This window comes from Mesorhizobium sp. M7A.F.Ca.US.006.04.2.1, assembly GCF_004022915.1.
In the GTDB taxonomy this organism is placed as follows: Bacteria; Pseudomonadota; Alphaproteobacteria; order Rhizobiales; family Rhizobiaceae; genus Mesorhizobium; species Mesorhizobium ciceri.
Genome location: NZ_RZQA01001297.1, coordinates 1 through 1,159, shown reverse-complemented (window position 1 = coordinate 1,159; position 1,159 = coordinate 1). Strand labels below are relative to the sequence as shown.

The window sequence follows — 1,159 nt, the reverse complement described above, 5'->3', positions numbered from 1 at the left end:
GCGCTGGTAGAGTGCCGCCGGCAGCTGGATCGATCCGCCTTTCGCATCCTGCAGCGTCAAGAGCACGATGTGCCCGTAAAGCGTGCTGGCGATCAGCGACTGCGCGAAGGTCGCCGGGCCACCGGTCTCGACGACGAGATCGATGCCGCCGGTCTGGTCGCGGACGGCCGCACCCCATTGCGGCATATCCGGTGTCGAAATCACCAGGTCGGCGCCCAGCGCCCGCAGCCTGTCGGCTTTCTCGCCGCGCGAGGTGACGACGGCGACATGGCAGCCGAGCAGCTTGGCGAACTGCAATGCAAAGAGCGAGACGCCGCCCGAGCCGATGACCAGAACCCATTGGCCGGGCTTCGGAATTCCGGCGCCCGTCACCGCATTCCAGGCGGTCAGGCCGGCGCAGGTCAGCGTTGCGGCCTCTTGCCAGTCGAGATGATCGGGCAGCCGCACCGCCCATTGTTCGTCGAGAACCGCATATTCCGCCAGCATGCCGTCCAGCGTGCAGCCGAGCTGGTCGACGAGCCCGGCATGGATGCGGCCGTCGATCCAGCGCGCGAAATAGCTGCCGGTGACACGGTCGCCGACGGCAAAGCGGGTGACGGCAGCGCCGACGGCGACAACCTCACCAGCCCCGTCGCTCAGCGGAACGACGCCTTGGCGTGGCGGCAGCGGATAGGTGCCGTTGAGGATCATCGTGTCGCGTCGGTTGAGCGATGTGGCGCGAACGCGCACCACGATCTCATGCGGTTTCGGCTCTGGCTGCGCCGCCTCGCGCATCACCAGGGATTCGGTCCCGGATCCTTCGAGGCGGTAGTTGCGCATTTCGTTCTCCTCAAGGAATATATAGACTGATCTACATATTATGTAGACCGATTGTGATATTCTGCGCAAGGCCTATAATGATTCCTACTGACAGAGGTTGACATGGCCAACGACACCCGCACCCGCATACTCGAGACGACTGGGCTGCTGCTCAGGCAGCACGGCTATCACGGCACCTCGCTCAACGACATATTGAGCGCCAGCGGCGCACCGCGGGGCTCGCTGTATTTTCATTTTCCCGGCGGCAAGGACCAATTGGTCATCGAGGTGACGCGCGCCAGCGTTGCCGACGTGACGGAGAGGCTGGGCGAAGCGCTGGCCGCCGAAAAGGATCCGGCGG

2 protein-coding genes are annotated in these 1,159 nt (G+C 64.5%); one reads left to right on the top strand and one right to left on the bottom strand.

Annotation, left to right across the window (positions count from 1 at the left end; all coding sequences use genetic code 11):
• Positions 1-819: NAD(P)-dependent alcohol dehydrogenase (locus EN925_RS36790; RefSeq protein ID WP_164894703.1), on the bottom strand; the 819-nt coding region annotated here is incomplete at its 3' end.
• Positions 820-921: 102 nt separating this feature from the next.
• Here EN925_RS36790 and EN925_RS36785 point away from each other — a divergent pair.
• A partial coding sequence (locus tag EN925_RS36785) for a TetR/AcrR family transcriptional regulator (protein ID WP_164894702.1) occupies positions 922-1,159 on the top strand: 238 nt, incomplete at its 3' end.